Annotated in this window: 20 protein-coding genes; 8 read left to right on the top strand and 12 right to left on the bottom strand. The window is 56.7% G+C overall.

The genetic code is table 11. From position 1 onward, the window contains the following. Positions 1 to 15: 15 nt before the first annotated feature. Together I3V23_02330 and I3V23_02325 are read right to left on the bottom strand one after the other, a co-directional pair. Entirely contained in the window at positions 16 to 1,380 is a 1,365-nt protein-coding gene (locus I3V23_02330; protein QPI85850.1) for a PQQ-like beta-propeller repeat protein, read from the bottom strand. Between the two features lie 13 nt (positions 1,381 to 1,393). Next, entirely contained in the window at positions 1,394 to 2,065 is a 672-nt protein-coding gene (locus I3V23_02325; protein ID QPI85849.1) for a hypothetical protein, read from the bottom strand. A gap of 294 nt (positions 2,066 to 2,359) precedes the next feature. Here I3V23_02325 and I3V23_02320 point away from each other — a divergent pair, with 294 nt between their 5' ends. Together I3V23_02320 and I3V23_02315 are read left to right on the top strand one after the other, a co-directional pair. Further along, positions 2,360 to 3,547: an efflux RND transporter periplasmic adaptor subunit gene (locus I3V23_02320; GenBank protein QPI85848.1), complete on the top strand. Its 1,188-nt coding sequence runs from the start codon at positions 2,360 to 2,362 to the stop codon at positions 3,545 to 3,547. Then, positions 3,544 to 7,239: an efflux RND transporter permease subunit gene (locus tag I3V23_02315; protein ID QPI85847.1), complete on the top strand. Its 3,696-nt coding sequence runs from the start codon at positions 3,544 to 3,546 to the stop codon at positions 7,237 to 7,239. The genes I3V23_02320 and I3V23_02315 overlap by 4 nt, the downstream gene beginning before the upstream one ends. 15 nt (positions 7,240 to 7,254) lie before the next feature. On the opposite strand, the gene I3V23_02310 is transcribed toward I3V23_02315, so the two are convergent. Both I3V23_02310 and I3V23_02305 read right to left on the bottom strand, forming a co-directional pair. Then, a complete protein-coding gene (locus tag I3V23_02310) occupies positions 7,255 to 9,087 on the bottom strand; it encodes an ABC transporter ATP-binding protein/permease (protein ID QPI85846.1) in 1,833 nt (610 codons plus the stop codon). 100 nt (positions 9,088 to 9,187) lie between these two features. Beyond that, the gene (locus tag I3V23_02305; GenBank protein ID QPI85845.1) at positions 9,188 to 10,474 is read right to left on the bottom strand and encodes a LysM peptidoglycan-binding domain-containing protein; all 1,287 of its coding nucleotides are present in this window, start codon (positions 10,472 to 10,474) and stop codon (positions 9,188 to 9,190) included. 210 nt (positions 10,475 to 10,684) lie between these two features. Between I3V23_02305 and I3V23_02300 the strand changes: the two genes are divergently transcribed. Further along, the gene (locus I3V23_02300) at positions 10,685 to 11,239 is read left to right on the top strand and encodes a TIGR00730 family Rossman fold protein (protein QPI85844.1); all 555 of its coding nucleotides are present in this window, start codon (positions 10,685 to 10,687) and stop codon (positions 11,237 to 11,239) included. Here I3V23_02300 and rarD read toward each other — a convergent pair. From rarD to I3V23_02270, 6 genes are all read right to left on the bottom strand, one after another. After that, positions 11,224 to 12,096 carry an EamA family transporter RarD gene (gene rarD, locus I3V23_02295; protein ID QPI85843.1) on the bottom strand — a complete coding sequence of 291 codons (873 nt, stop codon included), beginning with the start codon at positions 12,094 to 12,096 and terminating at the stop codon, positions 11,224 to 11,226. The two genes, I3V23_02300 and rarD, sit on opposite strands and share 16 nt — an antisense overlap. A gap of 169 nt (positions 12,097 to 12,265) precedes the next feature. Next, the gene (locus I3V23_02290) at positions 12,266 to 12,868 is read right to left on the bottom strand and encodes a superoxide dismutase (GenBank protein QPI85842.1); all 603 of its coding nucleotides are present in this window, start codon (positions 12,866 to 12,868) and stop codon (positions 12,266 to 12,268) included. An 81-nt stretch (positions 12,869 to 12,949) separates the two neighbouring features. Next, positions 12,950 to 13,507: a sarcosine oxidase subunit gamma gene (locus I3V23_02285; GenBank protein ID QPI85841.1), complete on the bottom strand. Its 558-nt coding sequence runs from the start codon at positions 13,505 to 13,507 to the stop codon at positions 12,950 to 12,952. Continuing rightward, entirely contained in the window at positions 13,500 to 16,502 is a 3,003-nt protein-coding gene (locus I3V23_02280) for a sarcosine oxidase subunit alpha family protein (GenBank protein ID QPI85840.1), read from the bottom strand. The genes I3V23_02285 and I3V23_02280 overlap by 8 nt, the downstream gene beginning before the upstream one ends. Continuing rightward, positions 16,499 to 16,819: a sarcosine oxidase subunit delta gene (locus I3V23_02275; protein QPI85839.1), complete on the bottom strand. Its 321-nt coding sequence runs from the start codon at positions 16,817 to 16,819 to the stop codon at positions 16,499 to 16,501. The genes I3V23_02280 and I3V23_02275 overlap by 4 nt, the downstream gene beginning before the upstream one ends. 43 nt (positions 16,820 to 16,862) lie before the next feature. Then, positions 16,863 to 18,107, bottom strand: coding sequence for a sarcosine oxidase subunit beta family protein (locus tag I3V23_02270; protein ID QPI85838.1), 1,245 nt, complete (start codon positions 18,105 to 18,107; stop codon positions 16,863 to 16,865). Positions 18,108 to 18,347: 240 nt separating this feature from the next. Between I3V23_02270 and ccmI the strand changes: the two genes are divergently transcribed. The 3 genes from ccmI to I3V23_02255 are packed head-to-tail and all read left to right on the top strand — an operon-like array spanning position 18,348 to position 20,328. Further along, on the top strand, positions 18,348 to 19,595 hold the full coding sequence (ccmI, locus tag I3V23_02265) for a c-type cytochrome biogenesis protein CcmI (protein QPI86649.1): 1,248 nt from the start codon (positions 18,348 to 18,350) through the stop codon (positions 19,593 to 19,595). Then, the gene (ruvX, locus tag I3V23_02260) at positions 19,592 to 20,083 is read left to right on the top strand and encodes a Holliday junction resolvase RuvX (protein ID QPI85837.1); all 492 of its coding nucleotides are present in this window, start codon (positions 19,592 to 19,594) and stop codon (positions 20,081 to 20,083) included. The genes ccmI and ruvX overlap by 4 nt, the downstream gene beginning before the upstream one ends. 14 nt (positions 20,084 to 20,097) lie before the next feature. Continuing rightward, positions 20,098 to 20,328 (top strand): DUF1289 domain-containing protein, encoded by a 231-nt coding sequence (locus I3V23_02255; GenBank protein QPI85836.1) that lies wholly within the window; start codon positions 20,098 to 20,100, stop codon positions 20,326 to 20,328. Here I3V23_02255 and dusA read toward each other — a convergent pair. Both dusA and I3V23_02245 read right to left on the bottom strand, forming a co-directional pair. After that, the gene (gene dusA, locus I3V23_02250) at positions 20,325 to 21,272 is read right to left on the bottom strand and encodes a tRNA dihydrouridine(20/20a) synthase DusA (GenBank protein ID QPI86648.1); all 948 of its coding nucleotides are present in this window, start codon (positions 21,270 to 21,272) and stop codon (positions 20,325 to 20,327) included. The genes I3V23_02255 and dusA overlap by 4 nt on opposite strands. Positions 21,273 to 21,342: 70 nt before the next feature. After that, positions 21,343 to 21,891 (bottom strand): N-acetyltransferase, encoded by a 549-nt coding sequence (locus tag I3V23_02245; protein QPI85835.1) that lies wholly within the window; start codon positions 21,889 to 21,891, stop codon positions 21,343 to 21,345. A gap of 189 nt (positions 21,892 to 22,080) precedes the next feature. On the opposite strand from I3V23_02245, the gene I3V23_02240 reads away from it, so the two are divergent. Both I3V23_02240 and I3V23_02235 read left to right on the top strand, forming a co-directional pair. Next, complete coding sequence (locus tag I3V23_02240) at positions 22,081 to 23,571, top strand: SulP family inorganic anion transporter (GenBank protein QPI86647.1); 1,491 nt, start codon at positions 22,081 to 22,083, stop codon at positions 23,569 to 23,571. Between the two features lie 12 nt (positions 23,572 to 23,583). After that, positions 23,584 to 24,456, top strand: coding sequence for a universal stress protein (locus tag I3V23_02235; GenBank protein ID QPI85834.1), 873 nt, complete (start codon positions 23,584 to 23,586; stop codon positions 24,454 to 24,456). The last annotated feature ends 27 nt before the right edge of the window (positions 24,457 to 24,483 follow it).

Below are 24,483 nucleotides of genomic sequence, written 5' to 3'. Positions count from 1 at the left end.
AACAGGCTTAACGGCTCAGCGATAGGCATGCAGGCGACCATCTGCGCTGACCACATAAAGCGTATCATTGACAACGATGGGTTGGCTTGCCGCCCCGCCGCGCAGGGTAAGGTTGCCATCAAGCGCGGCACCTGTCTCAGGGTCAAAACGCAGAATTTCCCCATCGCCCGTAGCCAAGATCAAATGACCTCCCGCCAAAATCGGCCCGTAATAGGTAAATACGGCCTTGCGGCGGCGCTCGCGGCGGGCCTCGTAAAGGGGCAATTCGGTTTCCCAAATCATCTCACCAGTCGCTTGATCAAGACGGATCAACGCATTGCGGTCAGATACGAAAAACACGGAATTTCCTGCAACGATCAGACCCGAATAGGCCCCTTCTGTCGCTGTCCAAAGACGCTCGCCTGATCCCGCATCGATCGCGACAACGCGGCCAGACAGATTGCCCGCATAAAGCCTGCCCCCCACCACAACGGGGTCAGAGGTGATATCGTTGATATAATTATAAGCCACACCGATCCGCTCACCCGCGATGGCACCCGACCAAACCCGCACGCCCGATTGGCGCAGCACGCCTGTCAACTCGCCCGAGCCAAAGGGAAACACGACCAAGCGCGAGGTCAGCGCAGGGGATGGGCTGCCTGACAAGACCGCAGCGGCCCCAGTTGCGGGGATTTCCCACCGCACACGCCCCGTGGCCGCATCCACGGCATAGGCCTGATCATCACGGCCCGTCACATAAACAACGCCGCCCGCCACCGTTGGTGCGCCAAGCGTTGCCCCAAGACGTTGACGCCATGAAATAGCACCGCTTGCGGCATCAATGGCCAGCAATTCACCATAGCCAGTGGTTGCAAAAATCTGATCCCCTGCGGCGCCAATCCCGCCGCCAGAGACACCGCCATCGCGTTCGCTTGCAGGGGTCAAATCAGTGCGCCAAATCACGGCTCCCTCGGGCGAGGTCGCCTGAAGCCCTGCATCACTATCAAGCGTAACAATCGCGCCATTTGTGAAAATCGGGTCAGCGGTCAGTCGGGTGCGTCTGCCATTGCCTTGGCCAATATCCGTTGACCACAACAGGCTTGCCGATTGCGAAAACCCAAGCGCAGGGATCGCATTCGCGGCATTCGCACCGCGCAATGGCCAATCCGTCAAACGTTGCGCTGTTGGTTGCGTGAAAGGCACGAGGGCCGCATCTGCCGCCTCAGCGGTGGCATCCACCCCATCCTCGCTTGGCAGGGTTTGCGCCAAAGGCACGCGTGTCCCGAACCGTTCACCTTGCAAGATCGGCTCGCGCTCACAACCCGTCAAAAGGGCCAAAGCGATGAGGCTGACACCGCAGAGCCGCGCCACAGGTTTTGCGTAAGAAACGGTGTTGTGCATGAAACCTGTCCCTTTATTCAGATGACGCGCTTTGGCCCGTGATCGTAGCGCCACTTTGCAGCGCGAAAATCAAGGCGCTGATCCGCTGACGCTGTGACAGGGTCACAACGGATTGTTCAGACAAGGCCTCAAGTGCTGCAATCGCCCCCTCTTTATCGCCCGCCTTTAAGAGTTCCAACGCCTGCATTTCACGCGCGATGCCTGCGAAAGGCGCACCATCCTCGGCCAAACGCGCCAATGTTGCATCGACCAATCCCTGATCCTCCAAGGGGGCGAGGATATGAGCGCGCAACAGGGCCAGATCGCGATAACGTGGTAAGAGATCGGGTGCATCTGCAATTGCGCGCAACGCCGCTGCAGCAGCCACCGGGTCGCTTTCGCTGAGGTCTGAGGCACGAATGAAAGCTAGCAGAACCTCTTGATTACTGCGGCTTGGGGTGATCTCAGCGAGGGCCGCAGCACGGGCCTCGGCATCGGGCAGATCAAGGGCGGCAATCACCGCGTCCCCAAAATCACGCGCCGCTGCAAGATCGCGATTTGTGCTGATCTCGCGATAGGTCGCGGCCCCCACCAATGCGACAACAGCCAAGACGCCAATCCAGCCCCACCTTTTGAGCGCGCGAAACAGCTGATCGCGGCGCAATTCTTCGGTGACTTCATCAATGAAACTGTCGCTTTGGCTCATGCTGTGCCGTTCTCTCTTTGAAATCAAAACCCACGTGTCTCACTTAACGCGAAGCACAAAGCTTTGCCAAGTGCAACCGCACCCAAACGGCGTATTCGCAACAGATGGTCAAATTCTGTCACAAAATAAAAACTAAACCATTCCGTTCATTCTTGCGGACGTAGGTATAAAAGACTAATCTAAACGCAACAGTTCACTCGTATGAGACAGAAAGCGTTACTCAACCAAACGCAGAACACAAAAGATCAGCGGGCGTGATCAGATCATATATCCGCCCCGAAAAGAGGTTATTTAATGCGCATTTTTCCAGTCATCACGGCCCTTTTGGTCTGCGCGGCGCTTTATGTGCTTATTTTTCAGCGCGATGCCTTGATGGGGCGCGACAGTGAAAGCCCTGCGGCGGCTGAGGCCGCGCAAATGGACAGCGGCACATTTGGGGATGCGATGCGCGTGGTGATTTTGCCAAGCCGCGCTGAGGTGATTTCCGATGCCGTGCGTCTGCGCGGACGATCCGAGGCCGCGCGCTTTGTTGAGATTCGCGCAGAAACCTCGGGTCGGATTATTTCAGACCCGATCAAGGCGGGCCAATCCGTGACCGCAGGTGATATTCTGTGCCAAATCGATGAAGGCACCCGCGCCGCAGCCCTCGCCGAGGCTGAGGCCGCGCGCAGCACCGCTGAGGCGCAACTTGCAGCCGCGCAAATTGACGCCAATGCCGCAACCCGCCTGAATGAGAGCGGTTTTGCCTCTGAGACACGCGCGGCCAGCGCCTCAGCCAGCCTCAGCAGTGCAGAGGCCGCCTTGCGCTCGGCTGAGGCGGCCATTGATCGCGCCGCCGAAGAATTGGCCCGCGTAGAAATCCGCGCCCCCTTCAACGGGCTGTTGGAAAGCGACACCGCGGAACTGGGCACATTGATGCAGCCGGGCGCATTATGCGCCACGGTGATTGATCTTGATCCCATCAAATTCGTTGGGTTCCTGCCCGAGGCTGAATTGGCGCGCATCAGCATCGGCCAAACGGCAACCACGCGGCTGGTGGATGGGCGTGAGGTGGACGGAATTGTGCGATTTGTCGCGCGTTCCGCTGATCCGCAAACCCGCACCTTCCGCGTTGAGATTGAGGCAGAAAACCCCGATCTCAGCATTGGGGATGGCCAAAGTGCCGATATCGCCATTGCCACCGAAGGGACAGCCGCCCATTTGGTGCCAAGTTCTGCGCTGACTTTGGATGATCAGGGTGATTTGGGGCTGCGTGTGGTGGCCGAAGATAATCTCGTTGCATTTTACCCCGTCACCCTCCTGCGTGACACGCCTGATGGGGCCTTAGTCACAGGGCTGCCTGAGCAGGTCGACATTATCATCGTAGGGCAGGAATTTGTCTCAAACGGGGGGCAGGTCGTGCCTGTCTCGATCCATGACATACCCGCAGGCCAAAATGCCACGATTGATGCAGCGCGATCCGCGCTTGGAGGGGCACAATGACCGGGATCATCGATTGGGCCGCCGCCCGTGCGCGGATGGTCGTGGCCTTTATCGTTTTGTCGCTGACAGTTGGTGCGGCCGCCTATGTCGGACTGCCCAAAGAGGGTGAACCTGACATTGATATTCCCGGTTTGTTTGTTTCTGTCCCCTTCCCCGGCATTTCCGCAGAGGATAGCGAGCGCCAATTGGTGCGTCCGATGGAGGCCGAGTTTCAAGATCTCGATGGATTGAAATCCATCAACTCCACCGCCGCCGAAGGGTATGCGGGGATCTTTATCGAGTTTGAATTTGGATGGGATAAATCCGCAACCATTGCCGATGTGCGCGATGCCATGAACCGCGCCGAGACGCAATTCCCGCAAGGGGCGGAGAACTATTCCATCAATGAAATCAATTTTTCGGAATTTCCAATCATCATCGTGGCGCTGTCTGGCAACGCGCCCGAGCGCACATTGATCCGCCTTGCGCAGGATTTGCAAACACGGCTTGAGGGGTTGTCGCCTATTTTGGAGGCGGGGATTGCAGGCGCGCGCGATGAGATGTTGGAGGTCTTGATCGACCCGCTCTCGCTAGAGGCCTATAATGTCACGGCGCAGGAATTGATTTCGGCAGTTGTGAACAACAACCAATTGATCGCGGCAGGCGTGGTCGACACCCCAACGGGTGCCTTATCTGTGCGCATTCCATCCTCGTTTGAAAGTCCGCAAGACGTTTATGATTTGCCCGTCAAGGTAAATGGTGACCGCGTTGTGACCTTAGGGGATTTGGCGCAAATTCGCCTCACCTATGAGGATCGCACGGGCGCTGCGCGCTTTAACGGAAACCCCACGATTGCGCTTCAGGTCGTCAAACGCCAAGGGTTTAACATTATAGACACCGCCGAATTGGTGCGCCAAGAAGTGGCCGCCTTCGAGGCGGAATGGCCCGAAGAATTACGCGCCGCCGTTCATATCACCACCTCCTTGGATCAATCCAAAACCGTGGCCTCGATGGTGGCACAGCTTGAAGGGTCGGTTTTGACTGCAATCGCGCTTGTGATGATCGTTGTTCTGGCCACGCTTGGCACAAGATCGGCGCTTCTTGTGGGCTTTGCCATCCCCACCTCATTCTTATTGTGCTTTATCTTTCTGGGCATCATGGGCATCGCGGTTTCAAATATCGTGATGTTCGGCCTGATCTTGGCCGTTGGGATGCTCGTTGATGGCGCGATTGTTGTGGTCGAATATGCCGACAAACGCCTTGCTGAGGGCGCGCGCCCTATGCAGGCCTATACTGATGCCGCAAAGCGGATGTTCTGGCCCGTTATATCTTCAACTGCGACCACGCTTTGCGCCTTTCTGCCGATGCTATTCTGGCCTGGGGTTCCGGGTGAATTTATGGGGATGCTCCCCGTCACGTTGATCTTTGTTCTCTCGGCCTCTCTGATTGTAGCGCTGGTCTATCTGCCCGTGATGGGGGGCGTTGCCGCCCGTCTGTCGCGCAGCGCGGATCGCTTTGGTGTGCTGTTGATGCGCCTTGTGCCAAGTCGCGCCATTCGCATCGCTCTTGCGGTTGTGGTGGGGTTTGCCCTGTTTCAATCCGCTTTGATGGTTATGCGTGGCGGTGGCGCAGGGCCAGACACCCCCGCCCTTCTTGCGATTCTGCCGGGCGTTTTGGCTTTTTCGGTTACAGGTTTGGCCATGTCGGTTGTCATGGGTACATTGATCCGCCCGCGCGTGGTGGAACGGGTTGAGGGCGGATATAAACGCACAAGATTTGGCCTGCTGATCGAGCGTTTGGTGGGCAACCCGTTTGCCCCCGTTTTGACCATTGCCGCGGTTTTGGGCTTTGTTGTCGTGACCTTCAGCTATTACGGGGCCAACAATAACGGCGTGGATTTCTTCGTGGAGACCGAGCCTGAAAACGCAATTGTCTATGTGCGCGCGCGCGGCAATCTGTCGGTCGAAGAAAAAGACGCTTTGGTCGCACAGGTCGAGGCGCGGGTGCTTGGGTTCGAGGGCGTGCGCGATGTCTTTGCCTTTTCGGGTGATGGCGGATTGAACAATAACACAGGCGGCGCAAGCGCCCCTGAAGACACAATCGGTCAGGTTCAAATCGACCTCGCCCCTTGGGGCACGCGGGCCGATGGCAATATCATCCTTGATGCGATCCAAGCGGAGTTGGACACCATTCCGGGCATCCATACCGAGATATTCGAGCAGGCCAATGGCCCTGCCAACGGCAAGCCGATTGATCTCGAACTAACAGGCGATGACTGGGTGCAGCTTCAGCAAGCTACGGCAGACGTTCATGCCTATTTCGAGAGCCTCGAAGGGCTGACCCTCATCGAAGATACCCTGCCCCTTCCGGGGATTGATTGGCAGATCAATGTCGATGTCGAGGCCGCAGGCCGCTATGGCGCGAATGTGGCCACAGTGGGCGCTATGGTGCAATTGGTCACGCGCGGGATTTTGCTTGATCGGATGCGCGTACCGACATCGGATGATGAGATTGAAATTCGCGTGCGTTTTCCAGAAGATGCCCGCGTCCTGTCGACCCTAGACACTTTGCGCGTGCGCACCGCAGATGGATTGGTGCCCCTGTCAAATTTCGTCACATGGGAACCCGTGCGCCGTTTGGCCGAGATCAAACGCCTTGATCAATCGCGCATCTTTCACGTGAAGGCCGATGTTATCTCGGGCCTTATGCGGGTGACGATCGGGGATCGTGACTTGGGATTGCTGCGCAATGCGGCGCCTGAACACGCCAACAGGCCCGCTGAATTCAGCATAGATGGGCGCGACTATGTGCTTCATTCCTTGGCCGAAGGCGTAAGCCGCGCCGAGTTTGACGATGCATTAAACGGCGATGTTACCCTGACGCCTATCACGGCCAATGAACGGATTGCCCATATCACCGCCGCATTAGAAAAAGGCACAATTTTGCCCGATGGCGTGAATTGGCAATGGGGCGGCGACCAAGCCGAGCAAGCCGAAAGTCAAGCCTTCTTATCTCAGGCCTTTGCGGCCTCATTGGGCTTGATGTTCATCATCCTGCTGGCGCAGTTCAATTCGTTTTACAATTCGGTTCTGGTGCTTCTGGCGGTTGTCTTGTCGACCGCAGGGGTATTGATCGGGCTTTTGACCATGGGGCAAAGCTTTTCGATCATCATGACGGGCACGGGCATTGTCGCCTTGGCGGGTATTGTGGTGAACAATAACATTGTTCTGATTGACACCTATCAAGAATATAGCCGCTATCTGGCCCCGATTGAGGCGATCATCCGCACGGTCGAGGCGCGCATTCGCCCTGTTCTTTTGACCACCATCACCACGATGGCGGGGCTTGCGCCGATGATGTTTGGCATCAGCCTTGATTTTGCAAATGGCGGTTACACGATTGATAGCCCGACTGCCCTGTGGTGGAAAAACCTTGCCACGGCAGTGGTCTTTGGATTGGGCATTGCCACAGTTCTGACTTTGGTCTTCACGCCATCGCTTTTGGCGGTGCGGGTCTGGTGGAATGAAATTTTAGGCTGGATTGCGCAGGCCTTGGCGCGCATTGGCGCGGCGCGCTTGTCACAACGCACCCAAGATTACGCTTTGGCGCGCGCGGCATTGGAAACGGCAAACCCCCTCATCTTGTGGGAGGATGACACAGCCGAAGATCAAAAGACAAAACCTGCAGGCCCGACCGTTCACGCCGCACAGTAAAGACAATCGCGCCCCTTATTGGGGCGCGCGTTCCTGCTCACTCATCTGACGCGCCCACATGGCCGCATAACGGCCACCTGCGGCAACCAAATCATCGTGGCGTCCCCGTTCTACAACAACGCCTTTTTCAAGCACCATGATCAAATCCGCATCCACCACAGTCGACAGGCGATGCGCAATCATGATCACGCTGCGCCCTTGACCAAGCGCGCGCAATTGGCCCTGAATCTCGCGCTCGGTTTCCGTATCAAGGGCCGATGTCGCCTCATCGAGCAAAAGAATGGGGGGATCTTTCAACAAGGTGCGCGCAATTCCCACGCGCTGCTTTTCACCCCCAGAGAGCTTTAACCCCCGCTCCCCCACGATTGTCTCATAGCCTTCGGGCAGGCTTTCGATGAAATCATGGATTTTCGCGGATTTTGCGGCGGCCTCTACCTCGGCACGGGTGGCATCGGGCCGGCCATAGGCGATGTTGTAGAAAATCGTATCATTGAACAAAACCGTATCCTGCGGCACCACGCCAATGGCGTCATGCAGCGAGCTTTGCGTCACCTTGGCGACATCTTGCCCGTCAATCAAAATCTGGCCCTTTTGGGGATCGTAAAAGCGGAACAATAAACGCCCAATGGTGGATTTTCCCGAACCAGACGGCCCAACCAGTGCCACACTTTGACCTGCCTCTAGGGTGAAATCCACCCCGTGCAAAATCGCGCGCGTGCTTTCATATGAAAAATCAATGGCGCGGAATTCCACCTTGCCACGGCTGACCTTCAGCACTTGCGCATCAGCGGCGTCATGCACATCGGCGGGCTGCTCAAGCAGCGTGAATAATTCGCCCATATCAACCAAAGCCTGTCGAATTTCGCGATAGACTGTGCCCAAGAAATTCAATGGCATGGTGATTTGAATCATAAACGCGTTGACCATGACGAAATCACCCACAGTCAAATCGCCCCGCTCAACCCCCAAAGCCGCCATGATCATCACAATCACAAGACCCGTGGTGATGATCAATGATTGGCCGAAGTTTAGAAATCCAAGCGAGTAATTGGTCTTGATCGCCGCCTCTTCATAGCCCGCCATCGCGCGATCATAGCGCTGTGCCTCACGCTCTTCGGCGTTGAAATATTTGACGGTTTCAAAGTTCAAAAGACTATCGACCGCCTTTTGATTGGCATCGGTGTCCTGATCATTCATTTGGCGGCGAATTTTCACGCGCCATTCTGTCACCTTAAAGGTAAACCAAACATAGAGGGCAATGGTGACAATCAGAACCGCCAAATAGCTGATGTCAAACACCGTGGCGAGGATGATCCCCGTTAGCAGTAATTCAAGGATCAGCGGCCCGATTGAGAACAGCAAAAACCGCAAAAGAAAATCTACGCCCTTGACCCCGCGCTCGATAATGCGGCTTAGGCCCCCTGTGCGCCGCGTGATGTGAAACCGCATCGATAAGGCATGGATATGACGGAAGGTTTCAATCGCAATCATGCGCAGGGCGCGCTGCCCAACACGGGCAAAAATCACATCACGCAATTGCTGAAAGCCAACATTGCCCGCGCGCGCGAGCCCATAAGCGATAGTCAGGCCAACCGCCCCAAGGCCAAGGGCCCAAGCGGGGCTTGGGGCATCGCCCCCAAGCGCGTCCACAGCAGCCTTATAGGCAAAAGGCCCCGCAACCGCGACCAATTTGGCAACCACCAAGGCGGCAAGGGCAAAGACAACCCTATATTTCACCCATGGCATCTCTTTGGGCCAGAGATAAGGCCCCACCTTGCGCAAGGTGATCATGCTAGAGGCGCGACTTTCAGGATCAATCGCTGGCCCGTTTGTATGTGGTGCGGTCATTATTTGGAGACTCGGGTTTGGTCAGGTGACCCAAACGTAAAGAAGCGGGGCGCTGATGACCAGAGCCCCGCTTGTGCGATCCTGCCCCTGCCCCCGCGACCTATTGCGCAGGGATGGTGAAGACCTGACCCGGATAAATCAGATCGGGATCCCGAATTTGGTCGCGGTTGGCATTGAAAATCTGAACATAGTCAAAGCCAGACCCCAACATATTTTCGGCAATTCCCCAAAGCGTAAAGCCGCGTTCAACCGTTACCACACGAATGGCGTTTTGCGCACCACCTGCGGCATCTGCAATCTCAGCCGCAGCCTCGCGGATAAAGCGGGTTTCAGACCGCGCGATCACTGTGCCATCTGCGGCCAGTTGATCCACGCGCAGATCATAGGCCCCTGCGGCAACATTGGCGACATCGGCGCGCCATGTGCCATCGTCACCTCCTGTCACCTCAGCCACAAGCGCGTTGTTGAGGTAAACCCGCAAAGCAGCGCCGCTATCGGCACGCCCCGCAATTTGAACATCCCCCGCACTGGAATAGCTGACCGTGTCAATGCTGAGGGCCACGCCATCAGTGCTGCCACCTTGCACCAGGGAAACGCCCTGCCCGTCTGATTGCAAAACGATGGGCGTTGTGGTGCTTTGGGTCACTGTTTCCGCCTCGTCTGTGGCCTCTGCAACAGTCACTGGAGCGGCAATCGGCGCCACGACCAAGGTTTGTGCTGCAGCCACCCGCGCACCTGTCTCATCGGTCGCTTCGACCGACAAAAGACGCGGACTGTCCGAAGGGACAAGTTTGGACAAAAGCACGAAATTGCCCGCGCGGTCCGCAGCGGCATCAGCGTTATCAACCCCATCGAGCAAGAGATAAATCTCGGCATTTGGCATCGCGCTGCCGGCGATCACGGTCATGCCATCGGGCGAGACACGGATGACATCCAAAACAGGCGTGGTCGTCACCACGGCCTCAGCGACATCTGCCGCAACTTGCGCAGCCGAAGATGTCTCGGGCGCGGTGGTTTCTTCGCTTGCAGTTTCCTCAGTCGCGGCGGTTTCCTCAGTGCCAGCGGTTTCTTCGCTTGCAGTTTCCTCAGTGCCAGCGGTTTCCTCAGTGGCGGCGGTTTCCTCAGTCGCCGAGGTTTCTTCGGTGGCCTCTGAACTGGCCTCTTCCGCAGCCGCTTCTTCTGCGGGCTCTGGCGCTTCCGTGCTGCTTGTGGCGTCATCTGCCACGGCGGGTACCTCTGCTACGGCCTCGTCACCAGCGCGGTCTTCGTTTACCACTTGCCAGCCCAAAAAACCCAAAGCGGCGATGGCAAGGGCAATAATGCCCATCCCAACCCCCGACAAACCGCCCGCCATTTTTGACCCGTTTGCCATATTTTCTACCTTCATGATCGCACCGCATTGCGGGCGTATAGATTTATCCCCAAACCCAAGGGCTTACGCAGATATTGCACCACGCTTAGCACCATCCGCAAGATGTTGCGAAACCTATCTGACACAAAACTGTGTCACACTGACAGCGCCGCAACAGTTGAGCCCTTTGCCGAAGGCGGCTATCACAGAACCAACCCAATATGCAAAAACCAAAGGATAGGCCCGATGCGCGATTTTTCAGTTTGTGTCTTTTGTGGCGCGCGGGACGGGGTAAATCCCCTTTATGCAAAGGCCGCGCGTGACTTAGGCCTTGCAATTGCAAGGGCGGGAATGCGCCTTGTTTACGGGGCGGGTGATGTCGGGCTGATGGGGCATATCGCCCGCGCCGCGCAAGAGGCAGGGGGTGACACATTCGGGGTCATCCCAACTCATCTGATGGCGCGTGAGGTCGGCAAACGCGACCTGACACGTTTTGTTATCACCGAAACCATGCATGAGCGCAAAAAGGTGATGTTCATGAATTGCGATGCGGTCGTGATGATGCCAGGTGGCGCTGGCAGCTTGGACGAGTTTTTTGAAGTGCTGACATGGCGGCAATTGGGCCTCCATGATAAGCCCATTATCCTCATGAACACCGCGGGCTATTGGGACAGGCTGACCGATCTTTTGCACCATGTGGTCACAGATGGCTTTGCCGATGCCAGCCTGTTGGGCTTTGTGGAAACGGCAGATACGCCTGCCGATATCTTGGCGCGGCTTAACACCTATCGCGCGGCCTGAGGGCGCATGGCCCCCACCGAATAGATCGCAAGACCTGTCCAAATCAACGCAAAGGCAATCGCGTGCCACAGGGTGAGAACCTCACCAAAAATGACCACGGCAATCGTGAATTGCAGCGTGGGGTTCAGATATTGCACCAAACCAATCGTTGAGAGGGCCGCACGCTTTGACGCGTAGGAGAACAAAATCAAAGGTGCCGCGGTCAAAGGGCCAGACAAGATCAACAGCCCCGATTGGATCAGATCAGCGCCAAAGACGCCCTCAACCCGCCCCAACCAGACCAGATAGGCAAGCGCGATTGGCATCAGCAAAAACACCTCAGCCGTGACCGATACAACCGGCCCCGCCGCGACATAGCGTTTGATCAGACCATAAAGGCCGAATGTGAAGGCCAAGATCAGCGAAATCCATGGCGCCACCCCAAGACCGAGGGTCAATTGCACAACCGCAATGGCCGCCAAAAGAACGGCGATTTTTTTTGACCGCGAAAGGCGCTCTTTCAACACAATCGCACCAAGCGCCACAGCCACCAAAGGAAAGATGTAATAGCCAAGCGAGCTTTGCATCAAATGGCCTGTTTGGATGGAAAAAATGAAGAAAAACCAATTTGTTGAAATCATCAAGGCCGCAGCCCCGATCAATAAAAACGACCGCCCGCCCGACAAGGCGCGGCGCAATTCACCCAGTCGCGATTGCAACGCAAGCACGCCAATAAAGACAAAGACCGACCACAGCGTGCGATGCGCCAAAACCTCCAACGGCGGGATATCGGCCAATAATTTATAGTAAAGCGCGGAGAAGCCCCAAATCACACAGGCCCCCACCATCGCCAAAACGCCTTTGGTGGCCTCTGTCATGAAGCATCGCCTTCGGTTCCGTGGTTGCGCCCGTATGTGAGGGAGGAATTTGGGGGAGGTCAAGGGGGGCACTTGCGATAGATTTCCCCCTTCGCCTGAAATCCAAAGGGAAACAAAAAACCCCCCGCTTTCGCGAGGGGTTCTGTTTCGTCTTAGGCCGTGAACTGCCTCACTTCATCCGCGAAGCCACGTTTTCCCAATTCACGAGGTTGTTCAGGAAATTGTCCAAATAGGCAGGGCGCTTGTTGCGGTAGTCGATGTAATAAGAATGTTCCCACACATCACAGCCCAGAAGGGCTGTTTGACCAAAGCAGAGCGGGTTCACGCCGTTTTCGGTCTTGGTGACCTTGAGGCTGCCGTCTTTGTCCTGCACCAACCAGCACCAGCCCGCGCCAAACTGACCCGCGCCTGCGGCGGCGAAATCAGCCTTGAACTGATCAACCGAGCCAAAGCTGTCAACCAGTGCCTTTTCCAATTCCGATGGCATGGCCGATGACCCCGGCCCCATCATTTCCCAGAACTGCACATGGTTCCAATGCTGGCTTGCATTATTGAAGATGCCGTTTTGGGCCACAGCGCCTGCCTGATAGGTGCCTGTGATGATTTCTTCAACAGATTTGCCTTCCCATTCGGTGCCTGCAATCAGCTTATTGCCATTATCGACATAGGCCTTGTGGTGCAGGTCGTGGTGGAATTCCAATGTCTCGGCCGACATCCCCTTTGCGGCAAGCGCATCATGGGCATAGGGCAGGTCAGGAAGTGTAAAAGCCATGGGTTTATCCCCTCGTCTCGCGGTTTCAATTTCTAGACCACAGATGGAGGGCATCGCCCCCAAAGGTCAAGGGGGGGCAGATCAGAAATACCCCACCTCGCCGCCTTTTGCGCCAGAGACGCGCAGCAGGTCATGGACGTATTGCTTGACCGAACGAAACGCAAAAAGCCGTGCTGTTTTTGGATCGGTTAGCCAAACTGCGGCAGCGGCCTGTGCCACGCGACTGCGGCGCAATTCACCGACCCCAAAACTGTCGGGATGAAAATCTGCGGGCATCAATTTGGCCAAACAATCGCGCAATGCGCCCGCTGTGGGTGCGGTGATCTCAAACACCGCGCGCGCATCAGACATATCCAGCGCCAAATGATGCAGCTTGGCCAATTTCTTGTCCAAGGTGGCGACATGGGCCGCGCATTCCGCATAGGGGCAGAGGATCATCACCTCGTCATGTGACATCCATGCGACCCCATAGGCACCCTTCTCAAGGATTGCGCGCGGGGCGGGCATGGCAAGGCCTGTGATGGCCTTGACCGCTGTCGCCACTGTTTTCTGGGACAGATCTGCGCGCAAGGTGATCATCCCTTGCAGCGGCAGTTCGCTGACGCTGACATAAGGTGTTAGGGTGCTGAGATCAGACATTTTGCTTCTCCCCCTCGGGATCAAAGAAGATGGTCGAACAAATCCGTGCCTTGATCTGACCACCCTTACCATCGGTGAGATTCACCACTTCGCCCATGCGATCAGGGCCATTATGGATCAGCGCCATTGCGATCCCGCGTTTTAGGGTTGGTGAATAATAGGTCGATGTCACCCGCCCTTGGACATTGTTCTGACCATTGGCGTTTTTGCCTGCGCGGATCACATAGGCACCATCTGGCAGAACCCCACCATCCAGCGTCTCAAGACCGACCAATTTCCACCGATCGGGATTATCCATGAAACTCCGCGCCTGTGCGCGTTTGCCCAAATAATCCTCTTTCTTTTTGGAAATCGCCCAATCAAGGCCCAAATCCTGTGGGATGACCGTGCCATCGGTTTCATCCCCGATCATGATAAAGCCCTTTTCGGCCCGCATGACATGCAGCCCTTCGGTGCCATAGGGGGTGATGTTCCATTCTGCGCCCGCCTCAATCAGGCTTTTCCAGAAATCCAATCCCTGACTTCCAGGGACAGCGATTTCAAAGGACAGCTCACCCGAGAAGGAAATACGGAACACCCGCGCCTCAAACCCGCCGATTTTCGCATCTGTCCACGCCATAAAGGGCAAGGCTTCTGCCGACAAATCCGTATCAGAGCCGAGCTTTTCCAACAGCTTGCGCGCATTTGGGCCAACCACGGCCACCTGTGCCCATCTTTCGGTCACATTGGCCGTGTATACCTTAAAGTCCCACCATTCGCATTGCAGCCAATCTTCCATATGCGCGTGGATGTGATCAGCCCCGCCTGTGGTGGTATGCACGAGGAACGTCTCTTCATCGAGACGGGCCACAACGCCGTCATCCATCAAAAAGCCGTTCTCATTGCACATAAGACCATAGCGGCAGCGGCCCGGTTTCAGGGTGCTCATCATATTGGTGTAGAGCATATCCATGAACCGCCCCGCATCAGGCCCTTTGACGATGATCTTGCCCAAGGTCGATGCATCAAGCAGACCAAGCGAGCCGCGGGTGGCATTGATCTCGCGGGTCACGGCTGCGTGGCGATCTTCGCCCGCCCGTGGATAGCAATAGGGGCGCCGCCACTGACCCACAGGCTCAAAATCGGCGCCATGTTCAACGTGCCAGTCAAAGATCGGGGTGCGGCGCAGCGGTTGGAACACCGCACCACGCGCCTCGCCTGCGATGGCCCCCATGGAAATGGGCGTATAGGGTGGGCGGAATGTGGTGGTTCCCACAGCAGGGATTTGCGCCTGAAGTGCATCAGCAAGCACCGCAAGGCCATTGATATTGCTTAGCTTTCCTTGATCGGTTGCCATGCCCAATGTGGTATAGCGTTTGGTATGCTCAACGCTTTCATAACCCTCGCGCGCGGCCAACTGAACGTCAGACACTTTCACATCGTTTTGGAAATCAAGCCACATTTTTGCGCGTTTCTGAATGGGTGCGCGGGCGGGCATGATCCAAATCGGGGCCAAGGCCCCCAATTCAGGCTCCACCACTTTAGGCAGGCGCGATTTCACCGCTTGGCCCGTGGCGGCCGCAACAGCCGCCTGCGCGGATTTCAAAGACGCAGCTGCGGTGGAATGCCCGTCTGCCGCCCCCGCAACGAAAACAAACCCTTCGCCATCATGGCTGAGCGGCGGGCGGGCGGGATCGGGTCGGAAACAGGCCTGTGCCTCATCCCAAATCAGCTTGCCACCGCAATGTGACCACAGATGCACCACAGGCGACCATCCGCCCGACATGCCGACCGCATCACAGGCGATGACCTCGCCCGTGCTGCCATCGCTGTCTTGCGCGCAGATTTCCACGCCCGTGACACGCTTGCCCCCTTGCGCCTCTGCAATGGCCATCCCCTGCTTGATCGCAATCCCCGCAGAACGGGCGGCTTCAATCAAATCGCCTGTCGCATCGGGGCGTGGGTCGATAACGGCTGCAACCTCAAGACCCGCCTCTTTGGCGACCAAAGCACTGCGATAGCCATCATCATTATTGGTGGCAATCACGATACGCTTGCCCGCAGCCACGCCATAATTGACGATGTAATCGCGCAGGGCGCTGGCCAACATCACGCCTGGAATATCATTGCCTGCAAAAGACAGCGGGCGCTCGATTGCACCTGTCGCGGTGATGATGCGTGCGGCGCGAATACGCCACAAGCGATGACGGGGGGCATCAAGGCTCGGCGCGTGATCCGTCACGCGCTCATAGGCCAAGGCATAGCCGTGATCATAGACCCCTGCCCCCATTGTGCGGGTGCGCAAGGTGACATTCTTCATCTTACCAAGGGCGGTCAATGTTGCGGTGATCCATTCATCCGCAGATTTACCGCCCAATTCGATCCCATCGACAGGGGCACGGCCACCCCAATGGGCGGTTTGTTCAACCAAAAGCACCCGCTTGCCTTGCTTGCCTGCGTCCAACGCAGCCTGAAGCCCTGCAATACCGCCGCCGATAATCAGCAGATCAACATGGGCGTAGAAATGCTCGTAACGATCTGCATCGCGATCTTTGGGGGCTTTGCCCAAACCCGCGGATTGACGGATAATGGGTTCAAACACATGTTTCCAAAACGGGCGCGGGTGAATGAATGTCTTGTAATAAAAGCCCGCAGGCAAGAACCGCGCGAGGTAATTGTTCACCACGCCGATATCGTTCTCAAGGCTCGGCCAGTGGTTTTGGCTTTGCGCCTCAAGTCCTTCGAACAATTCGGTGGTGGTCACGCGTTGGTTCGGCTCAAACCGCGCATCACGGCCCAAACCAACAAGCGCGTTTGGTTCTTCCGCGCCCGAGGCCACAATGCCACGCGGGCGGTGATATTTGAACGAGCGGCCCACCAACATCTGATCTTCCGCCAAAAGCGCAGAGGCCAGCGTATCGCCCGCAAGCCCGCGCATTTTCTGGCCGTTAAATTCAAAAGAAACCGTGCGGGCCTTGTCGATCAGACGGCCGCCTTGAGGCAAACGATGGCTCATGTCAGGCTCCAATCAGGGCGTTTTGCCTGTATCTTTGCAATAATCTCTTTGGGGGGTTCGGGCGTTTGTGCGCTATAGGTTCCAAACACCTCTAGGGTCGCGGTGCAGCGCGCCGCCAAGAACCATTTGCCACAGCCATATGTGTGCCGCCAACGTTCAAAATGCACGCCCTTTTGGTTGTGCCGCATGAACAAATAGCCTTCAAAATCCTCATCCGAAGATCCTGGGCCAAAGCGTTTGAGATGCGCCTCACCGCCTGGGGAAAGTTCAGTCTCATCGGCGGAGACACCGCAATAAGGGCAGGTCAAAAGCAGCATAGCTGAACCTCGCTTTGGTAAATCTTAAACATCAAGGCAGGCATCAATGCGCCACCCCTGCGGCCACGCTTTCATCAATGAAGCGGCCCTCGCGGAAGCGGTTTAAGCCGAACTCATCGGCCAAGGGTGAATGCCCTTTGGCCATAAGTTCCGCCATCGCCCAACCTGATCCGGGGATAGCCTTGAACCCGCCTGTGCCCCAACCGCAGTTGATGAAGCAATTCTCAACAGGGGTTTTCGAGATAATCGGGGAACGATCCCCCGTCATATCAACAATCCCCCCCCATTGGCGCAGCATCTTAAGCCGCGAAATCATCGGGAATGTCTCGACCAAGGCGCGCACTGTTTCCTCGATATGCTGGAAAGAGCCGCGTTGTGTGTAGTTGTTATAGCCATCCGCACCACCGCCAATGACCATTTCACCTTTGTCAGATTGGCTCATATAGCCATGCACCGTATTGGCCATAACCACCACATCCATGCAGGGCTTAATAGGTTCAGACACCAGCGCCTGCAGCGCAACCGATTCAATGGGCAGACGGAAGCCTGCCATGTCGGCCACATGGCTGGAATGACCCGCCACCACGATGCCCAATTTATTGCACCCAATGCGGCCCTTGGTGGTTTCAATCGCGCTGACCGCGCCATTTTCACGGTGGATGGCTGTGACCTCGCATTGTTGGATGATGTCCATCCCCATCGCGGAACAGGCCCGCGCATAGCCCCAAGCCACCGCATCGTGGCGCGCCGTGCCGCCGCGCGCCTGCCACAGACCGCCCAAAACAGGATAACGCGGCCCCTCAAGATGGATGATCGGGCAAAGTTCTTTGACCTCGCGCGGGGTGATGAAGCGTGTCTCAACGCCCTGCAGCGAATTTGCGTGTGCCGTGCGCAAATAGCCGCGCTTTTCATGCTCGGTCTGCGCCAACATGATCACGCCACGCGGGCTGAACATGATGTTATAGTTCAAATCTTGGCTCAGGGTTTCATAAAGGCTGCGCGATTTCTCATAGATCGCGGCAGATGGGTCTTGGAGATAGTTCGAGCGAATGATCGTGGTGTTGCGCCCCGTGTTCCCGCCGCCAAGCCAGCCCTTTTCAATCACCGCTACATTGGTGATGCCAAAATTCTTACCCAAGTAATAGGCCGTGGCCAAACCATGGCCGCCTGCGCCAATGATGATCGCGTCATACTGGGCCTTTGGTGTTGGGTTGCGCCACGCGCGCTCCCAACCTTGGTGATATCCCAATGCCTCTTTGACGATGGCAAAGACAGAATAGTGGCGCATGGCGAAAGACACTCCTGAAAACTTGCCCCTGTTTGGCCCTGTTCGGGACGCAAAAGGATACTGCGGGCGGCATATTTGCGCGCAAAAACGACCAGATGCAAAACGCAATTCCTGCATTTCTTGCCGCGCTTTGCGGGCCTGCGCAAGATGGTCGCGGCTTTGTGTCACGATTATGCTTTTGATCTGCGGGCCAAGGGCTTACATCTGAGCCAAGACGACATTCGCGGGAGAATAGGCTTGATGGTTTTCTGGATCGCAACTGCTGCAATTTCTGTGGCAGCTATCTTGATTTTGCTGCGTGCTTTTCTGCGCGGCGTATCCGCGACAACCCCAACCGAAGCCTATGATGTGCAGGTCTATCGCGACCAATTGCAGGAACTTGAGCGCGATGAAGCGCGTGGCGTGCTATCGCCGCAAGATGCAGAACGCGCCCGCGCCGAAGTTTCACGCCGCCTGATTGAGGCAGATCGCGCCCTGCAAGCGGCCCAAGAGGCGGGAACGGGCCTCGCCAATGGCAAGGTTTTGATCCCTGTGGGTTTGGTTGCGACATTGGCCCTTGCGGTTTTGGTCTATGCGCAATTGGGGGTGCCCAATTATCCAGATATGCCGATTGCAACCCGCATTGAACGGATTGAAGAAAATCGCGCCACCCGCCCCTCACAGGCCGAGGCGGTGGCCGAGGCTTCGGTGTCGGCCCGCCCTGCCATCCCCGAAAACCCAGAACTTGAGGCCTTGGTTGAACGTTTGCGCGCGATAATGGCCGAGCGGCGCGATGATCCAACAGGATGGCGCCTCTTGGCGGAAAACGAGTTGCGCCTTGGCAATTTCGAGGCTGCCGTTGCCGCGCAAGAACAGCTTGTCGGCCTGCTTGCCCCAGAAACCCCCGAGGGTGTGGCCGCAAGGGCCAATCTGGCCGAAATGATGATTTTGGCGGCGGGCGGGTATGTTTCACCCGAGGCTGAGGCCGTGTTGACCGACACCATCGCGCAAGAGCCGCGCAATGGAACCGCGCGCTATTACATGGGCCTCATGTATGCCCAAGGGGGGCGCCCTGATCTGGCTTATACAATCTGGCGCACTCTTTTGGCCGAAAGCACGCCTGATGCGCCATGGCTTGAACCCATCCGCTTGCAGATTGAAGAAGTGGCCTTTCTTGCGGGTGATCCCATCAATGTGGATGACCTGCCTCAACCCCGCCGTGAAGACGCCCCTCTTCGCGGCCCCGATGCCGCGCAAATGGAAGCCGCAGGTCAAATGAGCGCCGAAGATCGCGCTGCAATGATTGAAGGCATGATTGGCAATTTATCGGCCCGTTTGGCCAATGAGGGTGGCACTGTTGAAGAATATGCACAGCTGATTACGGCCTTGGGGGTTCTGGGCCGCCTTGATGAGGCGCGCACAATTCTGGCTGAGGCGCGCGCAAATTTTGCGGGCCAAGACGGCGCTGCGGCAGTGCTCGACAATGCCGAGGCAGGCCTGCCCCAATGACCGAGGGTTTTGTCGACCTTCACGACTTTGCAGCGGCCACCCCGCCGCCTGCCGCGATTTTGGGTTTGGATTTTGGCACCAAAACCATTGGCATTGCCATCAGCGATTTGTTCCAAAGCGTTGCAACCCCGTTGGTCACAATCAAGCGCGAGAAATTCACCCAAGACGCCGCAGAATTGGCGAAACTGGTGGCGGCACGCGATATTCGCGGCCTCATCCTTGGCCTGCCCCGCAATATGGATGGCAGCGAAGGCCCCCGCGCCCAATCAACCCGCGCTTTTTTGCGCAATATCGGCCGATTTGAGGGGCTGTCGCATTTGCCCGCCGCGTTTTGGGATGAAAGATTATCCACTGTGGCCGCAGAAAGGGCGCTTTTAGAGGCGGATACGTCCCGAAAACGTCGCGCCGAGGTGATTGATGCGGTCGCCGCAAGCTATATATTGCAAGGATCACTGGATCGCATGCGGGTAATCCGCAGCGCAGAATAGAGGCAGGGCAGGCAATGGTGGATGAGGTTTGGTCGCGCGAAGAAATCGCTTCGCCTTGCATAAAAATCTGCCTTGTTCATCCGACCGAACGGATTTGCACAGGATGCTATCGCACGATTGATGAAATCAGCACATGGGGCCGCAAGTCACCCGAAGAACGCGCGGACATCATGAAAGCCCTGCCAAGCCGCGCAAATCTTTTGAGCAAGCGCCGTGGCGGGCGCGCGGCACGGGTGCAGAGCTAGGCAGGCTCACGCATCATCTGCATCGCGCGCGCAATCACCTTGGGGCTTGCATCGGCTGTTTGTGCCTCGGTCGACAAAATACGCCGCCATGCGCGCGCGCCAGGCTGCCCCGCAAATAGCCCCAAAATATGACGCGTCACATGATGCAACCGCCCGCCTTGCGCGATATGACGCTCGGCATAGGGGATCATCGCCTCGGCCACCTCATGCGCCGACAGCACTGTGCGCGGGTCATCAAAAACCACTGCATCCGCGTGGCCCAAGATCACATAAGGGCTATGATAGGCCGCGCGCCCAACCATCACCCCATCAAGACCATCCCTAAGGTGGGATGCGACCGCGTCTAGATCCTCAACACCGCCATTGATTGATAGATGCAGGTTCGGAAATTCTTCCTTCATGCGCCGCACCAAGGCGTAATCAAGCGGCGGGATGGTGCGGTTTTCCTTGGGGCTTAGCCCCTCAAGCCACGCTTTGCGTGCATGAATTGTCAGACGCCTGACCCCTGCCTCTGCCATCTGTTTCAAAAATGCGGGCAAAATTTCGGCGGGGTTTTGATCATCCACCCCGATGCGGCATTTCACAGTCACCTCGACAGTCGCAGCATCCTGCATGGCCCGCACGCAATCCGCAACAAGCTGTGGGGTCTTCATCAAAACCGCCCCAAAACACCCTGATTGCACCCGATCAGACGGGCACCCCACATTGAGATTGATCTCATCATACCCATAGGGCGCAGCAATTTTCACCGCCTGCGCCAATTCAGAAGGATCAGAGCCCCCCAATTGCAGCGCAACGGGATGCTCGGCCGCATCATAGGTCAAATGCCGTGCAGCCTCCCCATTCACCAAAGCGGCGGAGGTCACCATTTCGGTATAAAGCAAAGCGTGACGCGACATCAGACGATGGAAATAACGACAATGCCGATCCGTCCAATCCATCATGGGCGCCACGCTGAGGCGGGCATTGTGGGTGAGGGTCTGGGTCACATCATTACCGCGTTGGTGGTGGGGCCTACCAATATGCGGGGTTTCGCAAGGCAGGCGCGCAGGTTGCGGGGCCTTCTAGCGGTAAAATCGGGGCCTTTGTCAAGGATTGTGCAATCCACCCTTGCGGTTGGCTTAACGGGTAAGGTGCGGGCAAAACCACAGGGTCAATGGCCGCAAACCCCGTCTTTCCGTAAAACGCAGGGTCACCATATGTGACCACGATATCGCCCACCAACTGTGAAAGGGCGTAGGCAATCAACCCCTGCCCCACGCCCTGCCCCTGATGGTTTGGCAATACCGCCATTGGCGAGAGTAAGAACACAATCCTACTCGTCTGCAGAAAATAGAGCCGCGTGAAAATCACCGCGCCCACGCACAGATCGCCCTCATGGGCGGCAAAGGCTGCAATGTCATTTTCTGGGGTAGTTTTGATCAAGTCAGCGGCCAGTGTTGATACAAATCCCCCCTCCTCCGCCCCTTCAGAGGCGGTGAAGCTTTTCAAAAACACATCCGCAAAAGCGGCGGGATCAGGATTTATGGCACGGCTATGCTGCATGTCTGGCAGAGTTAGCATCGGCCATCACGAACTCAAGCCAAAATGCGACTTTGCCCTCTGGGCTTGGCAAGTTCGGCATTTCCCCCTAAAACCCGCCCGAACAGCAGAGGGGCGCACCGGCCCCTCGCGGCCAAAATCAACGCTTGATCACGCTGATCGGACATGACCCCGCCTTGGCATTCCAAGGCCGGCAAGGGACTAGATTTGATGATATCTCTCGCGCATTACCGCCATGAATGGACGCATAATATCCGTGGCGATCTTTTGTCAGGATTGGTTGTGGCCTTGGCCCTGATCCCTGAGGCAATCGCCTTTTCCATCATTGCAGGTGTTGACCCCAAAGTAGGGCTTTACGCCAGTTTCTCCATCGCGGTGATTTGCGCAATCACAGGCGGGCGGCCTGGCATGATTTCGGCGGCCACCGCCGCCACCGCCGTTTTGATGGTGACATTGGTGCGCGATCACGGGCTGCAATATCTCTTGGCGGCCACTGTTTTGGCGGGCCTTTTGCAAATCATGGCGGGTCTTTTGCGGCTTGGCTATGTGATGCGCTTTGTTTCAAAATCCGTCATGACGGGCTTTGTGAACGCCTTGGCCATTTTGATCTTCATGGCGCAATTGCCCGAACTTGACCCGCGCAATGTACCGATTTTGACCTATCCCTTGGTCGCGGCGGGGCTTGCGATCATCTATCTATTTCCGCGCCTGACGCGGGCTGTTCCATCACCCCTTGTCACGATCATCGTGTTGACGGCGCTATGTGTCTTCATGGGGTGGGATGTGCGCACTGTAGGCGATATGGGGCAATTGCCTGACACGCTGCCCGTATTTTTGATCCCTGATATCCCGCTGACTTTTGAAACATTGCAGATCATTTTCCCGTATTCACTCGCCGTTGCGGTTGTGGGCCTGTTGGAAAGCCTGATGACCCAGCAGATTGTGGATGATCTGACCGACACAGCGTCAGATCGCAATCAAGAATGCATCGGCCAAGGTCTGGCCAATTCTGCCACCGGGTTCATCGGCGGGATGGCGGGCTGCGCCATGATTGGGCAGTCGATTATCAATGTAAAATCAGGCGGGCGGGGACGGCTTTCGACCTTTGTGGCGGGAATTTTCTTGTTGATTCTCTGCGTCTCGCTTGGTGACATCGTGGCGATTATCCCCATGCCCGCCTTGGTCGCGATTATGATCATGGTGTCGATTGGCACATTTTCATGGTCATCCATCACCAATTTGCGCGAGCATCCCAAATCCTCCTCTATCGTGATGTTGGCAACCGTGTTCTTTGTGATTTACACGCACAACCTTGCAATTGGCGTTTTGGTTGGGGTGCTTCTGTCTGGCATTTTCTTTGCGTGGAAAATCTCGCAGCTCTTTCGCGTTACATCGAGCATCACGGCCGATGGACGCCATCGCAACTATCGGATTGAAGGCCAGCTTTTCTTTGCCTCCTCCGAAGATTTTATGAAGGCCTTTGATTTCCGAGAAGCCTTAGATCGTGTCACCATTGATCTGACCCATGCCCATATCTGGGATATTTCATCCGTAGCCGCCTTGGATATGGCGATTTTGAAATTCCGCCGCGAGGGTGCTGAGGTTGAGGTCATCGGCCTAAACGAGGCCTCAGAGACCATCGTTGATAAACTTGCCATTCATGACAAACCAGGCGCTTTGGATGCGCTGACGGGCCATTAAGGGGATTGTGTGATGACCGATAAACCAAACCTGATGGCGCTTGTGGATGCCTCGGCCTATTCCGAAAGCCTGTGCCATTACGCAGCATGGATCGCGGGGCAGAACGCGTGGAAGGTCAAGCTTTATCACATCTTAGGTCGCCGGTCGGGGCATGATCGGGGAGATTATAGCGGCGCAATTCGACTTGGTGCGCGCAGCCGCCTTTTGGCCGAGCTGTCACAAATGGACGAAGCCCGCGCGAAATTGGCCCAAGAGCAAGGCCGCGCTGTGCTAGAGGATGCCGCTGCCCTTATCAGCGCCGAGGGGGTCGAGGTCGAAACCCGCCTGCGGCAGGGGGATCTTGTCGATACGGTGGCTGACAAAGAACAAGCGGCTGAAATGATCATGATCGGCAAACGTGGCGAGGCTGCAAGCCACGCCATGGCGCATTTGGGGTCAAACCTAGAACGGATTTTGCGCAGCGCGCACCGCCCCGTCTTCATCGCCAATCGCAGCTTTGCCCCTATTTCTAAACTTTTGATCGCATTTGATGGTGGGGTCTCTGCCACAAAGGCAGTCGATTATGTCGCCACTTTGCCCGCGTTTTCAAAGCGCGCCGTCACTTTGGTTTTTGCGGGAACACCAAGCGCCGAACAGATCACGGCGCTTGAGGCGGCAAAAAATCGTCTGACCGCGGCAGGCATGGGCGCTGACATCCTGATCGAGGCGGGCGAGCCCGAGCACCTGCTTGCGCGGCTCTGTGACAGTGACAGCAGCAGTGGCGCTGCCCATGATCTCTTGGTGATGGGGGCCTATGGCCACAGCCGTGTGCGCCAATTGATGATCGGTTCAACCACCACGCAGATGATCCAATCCTGCAAGGCCCCCGTTTTGGTCATGCGGTAACGCCCTCTCACATGGGTGTGAGGGAAA

Source organism: Rhodobacterales bacterium HKCCA1288 (assembly GCA_015693905.1).
Classification (GTDB): Bacteria; Pseudomonadota; Alphaproteobacteria; order Rhodobacterales; family Rhodobacteraceae; genus M30B80.
Note: the sequence above shows the minus strand (reverse complement) of the source record. Positions and strands in the feature narration are given on the sequence as shown.